Origin of the sequence: Tissierella sp., assembly GCF_052089545.1 — a bacterium.
In the GTDB taxonomy this organism is placed as follows: Bacteria; Bacillota; Clostridia; order Tissierellales; family Tissierellaceae; genus Tissierella_A.
The window spans coordinates 1-5,869 of the sequence record NZ_JBQDAA010000128.1; the positions used below are offsets into that span (position 1 = coordinate 1).

Here is a 5,869-nt window from a genome sequence, read left to right on the forward strand (position 1 = left end):
TATTAGGTTATTTATAGTGCTTATAATATACTCTATAGTCAATGCAATATTAATTATGATTATTAGAAAAATAGATAGATTTTTTAAACTTCCTATTTTAAATACATTAAATACATTCGCAGGTCTTGTATTTGGTTTGCTCAAGGGTGTTTTGATTGTTTTTATAATATACACACTATTAACTCCTGTAATTATATTAAATAAAGAAAGCTTTATTGCAACTAATACAATGGAATCTGCCTTAGGGATGTACTTTTATAATCCTGACTTTTTACTAAATTTTTTAAAGAATAATTATATAAACTTTATGAACTTCATGACATTGTGAACCGCCCTAAAAATAATAAAGTCTGTCCTTATGGTATTCAAAACACCTCATGGACAGAACTTTATTATTTTATTAATTTTTCACTTTATCCATCCCCCAAATTATTGGAGCAAATATATATGCAAAAGGCATTGACATAACAGGAATAACAAGAAAGTCTATTACAGGATGGTCTAAAAGCCATACACTTACTTTATCACCTGAATAAGGAAAAAGTACTATTGCAATAAGCATATATATTGTCACAATAATCCAAGGTATAGATGTAGGATCTACCTTTATGTAGCTATTCATAAGATAATAATAAGCAAAAAAGAAAAATATGCCAACTAAAATATATAGTATTTTAAATCCTAAACTATTTTCTTTCACACTATCACCTCCTAGTTTATTAATCTTATAGAATAACTTTACTAAACAATAATCATAAATTAATCAGAATTTACTCCCTCCAGTAGTACTCTTTCAAATATTATCATAGTCATTGCAAAGTGAAATAAAGATGCAAGCATTACTTCTTTTACGACTCCATCAAATATCAAACGAGAAGATATAAAGATACAGATTGGAAGGTATAAAAAATAAAATTTATCTTTATTTTTTATATTAAAATTTTTCTTCTTAAAAAGTATAAATCCTTGATACACTATAGCTATAAAAATTAAAAATATTAAAATAAAATTACTCTCTTTCATCTTCGATTAAAGGAAGCTTTATAACTACTATAGCTCCTTTTCCCCCTTCCTTATTAATAATATCTAAACTCCCACCATTAGACTTTAGATAAGAATCTGCAAAATATAGGCCTATTCCGTATCCTTTGCCTAAACTTCTAGCTTTATTTTCAGTAAAAAATAATTCTTTTGCTTTTGATGGGTCTGTAAATCCCTCACCATTGTCCTCTACATTTATATATAAATATTCTTCATCATTATCTATATTTATGGTTACCCTATCGTCTCCCCCATATTTAAAGGCATTGGACAAAACATTTATAACCGCCTTTTCAAGACTTTTATAATCTATTTTGATAATCTTTCCATTATTAACATCTATACTTGTAGCTAATCTTTCTTCAAATGAATTTGAATATATTTCTAAATTATCTTTTAGTTTTTCCATTAAACTTTTAAGTCCATATTCTTTAGCTATAGACTTTTCTTTTGTCCATGTTTCTATAATATTTTGTAGTTCATCTACTAAAGAAGATATTTCATCAGTATTTGACTTAAGTCTTAATAATCGATCCTTATCTCTTTTCTTTAAACCATCTTCTTCTAACATTTCTGCATTGGATTTTATAATTGATAAGGGAGTCTTTATGTCATGATTTAAATATGCAATTTTTAGTTTTAAAAACTTGTCCTTATTTTTACTTTCATTTTGAGCAATAGTCTTTTCCTTTTCCTTACTTTCAATAGACTTTCTTATAAATTCAAATTCCTTAGTTAAAGCATTTTCTTTATAATCTTCTTTTTCAATACCATCTAATATAACCTTCATATCACCTTGTATCAAGTCATTTATTTCCCTATCTGTTTTATATATAACATATACTAGAAACATTATTAAAATAGCTAGACCAATACTTTCTGTGTTTTTAAGATTTTCAAATAGCAAAAAATTTGAAAATATAATTTTACCTGAATTATTTATTTTTAAAATCTTTAAAAATAAAAGTATTTGCTCTACAACTATACCAGATAAAAACAATATCAATATTCTTTTAGCCCACTTTATATATATTTGATATATTCTTTGTCTCACTGATAATTCCATTTATATCCCACTCCCCATATATTTTCTATAGGATCTATATGATATTCTCTAAATTTCACTCTAATTTGATAAATATACTGAACTACTACTCTTATTTCTGAATAAGAATCAATCCCATATATTGAATTGAATATCTCTTCTTTAGTAAATGTTTTATCTAAGTTGTTAGCCAATAGCCAAATAATATCAAATTCAGATTTTGAAAAGTTTAATACTTTTTCTTTAACCTTAACTTCTAAACTATTTCTATGGATCCTTATATCTTTAAACTGGATTACTTCCTTTCTATTATAACTTTCCCTACGAAGGTGACTATTTATCTTAGCCAAGAGAAGATCGTTATCAAATGGCTTGGTAATATAATCATCCCCACCAATCTTTAAACCTTTTAATATATCTGACTTGGTGTTTTTTGCCGATAGAAATATCACCGGTCTTATAACTTCTTCTCTTATAACCTTAAGAAAATTAAAGCCTGTCACAGATTTTAGCATGACATCAAGCAGTATGAGATCATATTTATTTAAAACAATGTAGTCTTCAATATCTTCAGTATCTAAAAAATAATCAACCTTGTATCCCTTACTCTCTAATAAATCCTTTAATGTAAGAACAAAATCTATATTATCATCTATTATTAATATCTTTTTCATGTTTTCCACCTCAAGTATATTATATCTATAAATAATCAGATAATAAACAGAGGATAATATAAAAATTCAGATGAATTTTTGCTTTCACCTGAATTTTTTATTTTATCATTGCATTTTATGATTTTTTATTTTTGTTTTCCATAAATTTACTTCTTATTTTAATTATATCTTAAATTAAGTATTTTTTCTGCATTAATACGCATAACCTTACTCCATTCTTCTTCATTTAAATTAGCATTTTCTTTTATGTTAGTGATAAATGTTTGAAAATCTTTTTCTCTATATCTATGCGGATATATTAGTAAAGGAAAATCTGAACCAAATAAAATCTTTTCTGGACCTACAATATCTACTGTTGATCTTATACTTCTAGTCTTATAAACCAATGGATTAGCAGCTAAATCATAATAAACATTTTTGCTAGCTTTATAGCTTCCTCTGCACTTGCATATCTTTGAATAGAACTATTCTTTGGATTAGTTAATGACCTAAAATAATAGTCCCTTTGAGCATATTTATCCCAATTATGGATAAGATCCTCTGTAAACATGTGAGTATGCATATCTATAATTTTGGACATATTTATTCCCCTTTCAATCTTTTTTATTGAAAATTCATTCTATCTGTAAGTATTATAGAGGTGTAGGAAATGCTCTGCACCGTAAAATATTCAAACACTCACCAAAGTTGGTATAGCGAAAACCAAGCATATATACCAACAATTAGAGTTCTTAAATAACATCGAAGTCGGTGCGGCCTTTAGAGCTTGGGTAAACTTGGCATATTGGTGCTATTGACCAAGAAGCCATCCACTTCTGTAAGTGGTGGTAGTTGACTATTACTCATTTTCTATTTCATCCATAGTCCTACCAGTTCTAATACTAGTTTTAAAGTGGGATATTCCAGCACTTTCTTTAGCATAATCATCTCGTTCTTTTATTAAAAGCCACATTTCTTTATCTTTACTAGATTTTGACTTCCATTTAACTAGAATCCAAGCTCCCTTTAGCCTATCACCCTTAAGTCTAAACTTTAAACTACCTTTATCTAAAGCTTCACCTACATCTTCTGAAGGCTCCCAAGTTCCTTCATCCCAAATCATTACAGTTCCACCACCGTATTGCTCTTTTTGGATTCTTCCTTCAAAGTTTCTATATTCAAGCCTATGGTCTTCTACTCTTATTGCAAGTCTTCTATCACTAGTATTAAAAGAAGGTCCTTTTGGAACTGCCCAACTTAATAATACACCATTCCATTCAAGACGAAAATCATAATGATCGGAACTTGCAAGATGATGTTGAACTACAAAACTTAAATTTTTGTTCATGATATTCCAACTTTCTTATTCCTATAAATCATTTTTAAGTTATTTAGAATAATGAAAACTATATTTTAATAACTTACTTAGCTATGAGCCATACTCCAACTACCAAAGCTAAAATCCCCCATACAATGAAAAATATTACAGTGCCTTTTTCCCCAAGAACCTTTCTAAAGGCTTTTACTTTAGATATATTCCAAATTCCATCTGGTTTTTTAAAGCTTACAAAAAACACAAATATTGCATAAATGCAAAGTATTATTCCAAGAAGAGCTAATCCATTCATAAAAAACATCCCTTTATTTTAGTTTTAAAGTTTTTATTCTAAGCCTTTTTTTATTCTTGGAGCTAAGAAAATATATACTAAACCAGATAGTAGCAATACTAGCCCTGAGTATAGAAAGATCTGTCCCCAAGTTCCACTTTCAGCTAATATGACATCATTTCCTTTATATGCCCAATAAAAGGGATTCCAATAAAGGAATTTTTGCCATTTATCTCCTAATAGTTCAATTGCTAGAACTCCTGCAATCATTGGCAAAAATAGAAGTTTTATACTCGCTGCTGCACTTATTACATCTTCGTTATTAAGTCCTTGTATAAAACCTACAAGTACACTTAATAAGCTAGTTACTATTAGTATTAATAAAAGTTGTAATATATCTATATTTCCAAAACCAGTTATAAATACCAAAGCTATAGATCCAAATATTGCAAAAATAACACCTATCATACTTTTACCAAGTACAAAAGCTTTTCTAGATACAGTAGTTACATTTATAGCACTTATTGTATTATCTGCTTTTTCTTCAACTATATTTAAGGCTATAAGCATTCCCCCTAGTATGGAAATCAACAATATAGTTGAATTAACTAAGGTCTTTTTAAGTGGAGGCACAGTTCTTCCAAATTCAATTAATTCGCCATTTGAATCTTCTATATTTATATCTAATTTATATAAACTAGTTAATAGTTTTGCATAATCAACTGTTTCCTCAGCTTCATCTCCTTGAGTCACTAAATAGTAATCTTCGTTTTTAGGTATTATACCTATTATAGAATCTCTTTTTTCTACTCTTTCTTTTATATCATCTACATCTTTAAATAGTTCTACATTAGCAAATCTCTCTAAATATTGTACTTGATCTTTATTTTCTCCTTCAATTAGAGCAAGATTAACTGTTGTATCATTTATTCCAGGTGTAAATACATTTATAGCCACTGCCAATATAATTGGAATCACTATTATATAAAGTGGTATAAAATCTTTTAAATTGACCTTTAAATCTCTTTTAAAAATTGTCCATATTTTTTTAAACATATCTAAGCCTCCCACCTTACCCTATTAGTGTTTTTTTATATCTATAATTTGAAAGTATAAACAGAAGCATACCCACCATTAAAAAACCTCCAGATATAGTTAAAATATATAACCAATCACCATTTCCAAGAAGTACAGATTGAAATCCTTCTAGCATTGGATAGGTAGGAATTATCTTTACCCAAGAAGGGTTCCAGCTTGGCATAAAATATGCTATGTTTGGAACAACCATTAAAATCATAAAGGCATATAAGGCTCCAAAAGCTTGCATTATATTATTATAAAAACTTGCTATTAAAAGTCCAAGCGATGACGCAAAAAAACCTGTAGTCACTAGTAAGACTAACAATAGTAAATAGTCAGGCCTAAGCTTCATTATAGGAATAAGAACTATAAAACTAGATACTATCGAAGTTACCATTATAACTCCTACTTTACTCATTAAATATTTCCAAACTGGTGTTGGT

The 5,869-nt window shown here is 28.0% G+C and carries 11 protein-coding genes; 1 reads left to right on the top strand and 10 read right to left on the bottom strand.

The features are described from left to right. Positions 1-328 (top strand): CvpA family protein (locus ACTHW2_RS09190; protein WP_442263639.1); only part of this gene is annotated, 328 nt, incomplete at its 5' end. 72 nt (positions 329-400) lie between these two features. On the opposite strand, the gene ACTHW2_RS09195 is transcribed toward ACTHW2_RS09190, so the two are convergent. The 10 genes from ACTHW2_RS09195 to ACTHW2_RS09240 form a co-directional block, all read right to left on the bottom strand. Continuing rightward, on the bottom strand, positions 401-700 hold the full coding sequence (locus tag ACTHW2_RS09195; protein WP_442263640.1) for a hypothetical protein: 300 nt from the start codon (positions 698-700) through the stop codon (positions 401-403). A gap of 59 nt (positions 701-759) precedes the next feature. Beyond that, positions 760-1,023: a hypothetical protein gene (locus ACTHW2_RS09200; RefSeq protein WP_442263641.1), complete on the bottom strand. Its 264-nt coding sequence runs from the start codon at positions 1,021-1,023 to the stop codon at positions 760-762. Continuing rightward, entirely contained in the window at positions 1,010-2,107 is a 1,098-nt protein-coding gene (locus ACTHW2_RS09205) for a sensor histidine kinase (protein WP_442263642.1), read from the bottom strand. The genes ACTHW2_RS09200 and ACTHW2_RS09205 overlap by 14 nt, the downstream gene beginning before the upstream one ends. Beyond that, the gene (locus ACTHW2_RS09210; protein WP_442263643.1) at positions 2,092-2,760 is read right to left on the bottom strand and encodes a response regulator transcription factor; all 669 of its coding nucleotides are present in this window, start codon (positions 2,758-2,760) and stop codon (positions 2,092-2,094) included. Before ACTHW2_RS09210 ends, ACTHW2_RS09205 begins: the two co-directional genes overlap by 16 nt. A gap of 158 nt (positions 2,761-2,918) precedes the next feature. Continuing rightward, positions 2,919-3,146 carry an amidohydrolase family protein gene (locus ACTHW2_RS09215; protein ID WP_442263644.1) on the bottom strand — a complete coding sequence of 76 codons (228 nt, stop codon included), beginning with the start codon at positions 3,144-3,146 and terminating at the stop codon, positions 2,919-2,921. A gap of 11 nt (positions 3,147-3,157) precedes the next feature. Further along, positions 3,158-3,340: a hypothetical protein gene (locus tag ACTHW2_RS09220; protein ID WP_442263645.1), complete on the bottom strand. Its 183-nt coding sequence runs from the start codon at positions 3,338-3,340 to the stop codon at positions 3,158-3,160. A 258-nt stretch (positions 3,341-3,598) separates the two neighbouring features. Then, a complete protein-coding gene (locus ACTHW2_RS09225) occupies positions 3,599-4,087 on the bottom strand; it encodes a DNA polymerase ligase N-terminal domain-containing protein (RefSeq protein ID WP_442263646.1) in 489 nt (162 codons plus the stop codon). 73 nt (positions 4,088-4,160) lie between these two features. Then, positions 4,161-4,367: a hypothetical protein gene (locus tag ACTHW2_RS09230; RefSeq protein ID WP_442263647.1), complete on the bottom strand. Its 207-nt coding sequence runs from the start codon at positions 4,365-4,367 to the stop codon at positions 4,161-4,163. A gap of 33 nt (positions 4,368-4,400) precedes the next feature. Continuing rightward, the gene (locus ACTHW2_RS09235; protein ID WP_442263648.1) at positions 4,401-5,402 is read right to left on the bottom strand and encodes an ABC transporter permease; all 1,002 of its coding nucleotides are present in this window, start codon (positions 5,400-5,402) and stop codon (positions 4,401-4,403) included. A gap of 16 nt (positions 5,403-5,418) precedes the next feature. Beyond that, the coding region (locus tag ACTHW2_RS09240; RefSeq protein WP_442263649.1) for a hypothetical protein at positions 5,419-5,869 on the bottom strand (451 nt) is incomplete at its 5' end.

Bases quoted from the DNA above. Each gene is read 5' to 3' on its own strand.
- ACTHW2_RS09200 (WP_442263641.1), bottom strand. From the start codon at position 1,023: ATGAAAGAGAGTAATTTTATTTTAATATTTTTAATTTTTATAGCTATA.
- ACTHW2_RS09205 (WP_442263642.1), bottom strand. From the start codon at position 2,107: ATGGAATTATCAGTGAGACAAAGAATATATCAAATATATATAAAGTGG.
- ACTHW2_RS09210 (WP_442263643.1), bottom strand. From the start codon at position 2,760: ATGAAAAAGATATTAATAATAGATGATAATATAGATTTTGTTCTTACA.
- ACTHW2_RS09220 (WP_442263645.1), bottom strand. From the start codon at position 3,340: ATGTCCAAAATTATAGATATGCATACTCACATGTTTACAGAGGATCTT.
- ACTHW2_RS09225 (WP_442263646.1), bottom strand. From the start codon at position 4,087: ATGAACAAAAATTTAAGTTTTGTAGTTCAACATCATCTTGCAAGTTCC.
- ACTHW2_RS09230 (WP_442263647.1), bottom strand. From the start codon at position 4,367: ATGAATGGATTAGCTCTTCTTGGAATAATACTTTGCATTTATGCAATA.
- ACTHW2_RS09235 (WP_442263648.1), bottom strand. From the start codon at position 5,402: ATGTTTAAAAAAATATGGACAATTTTTAAAAGAGATTTAAAGGTCAAT.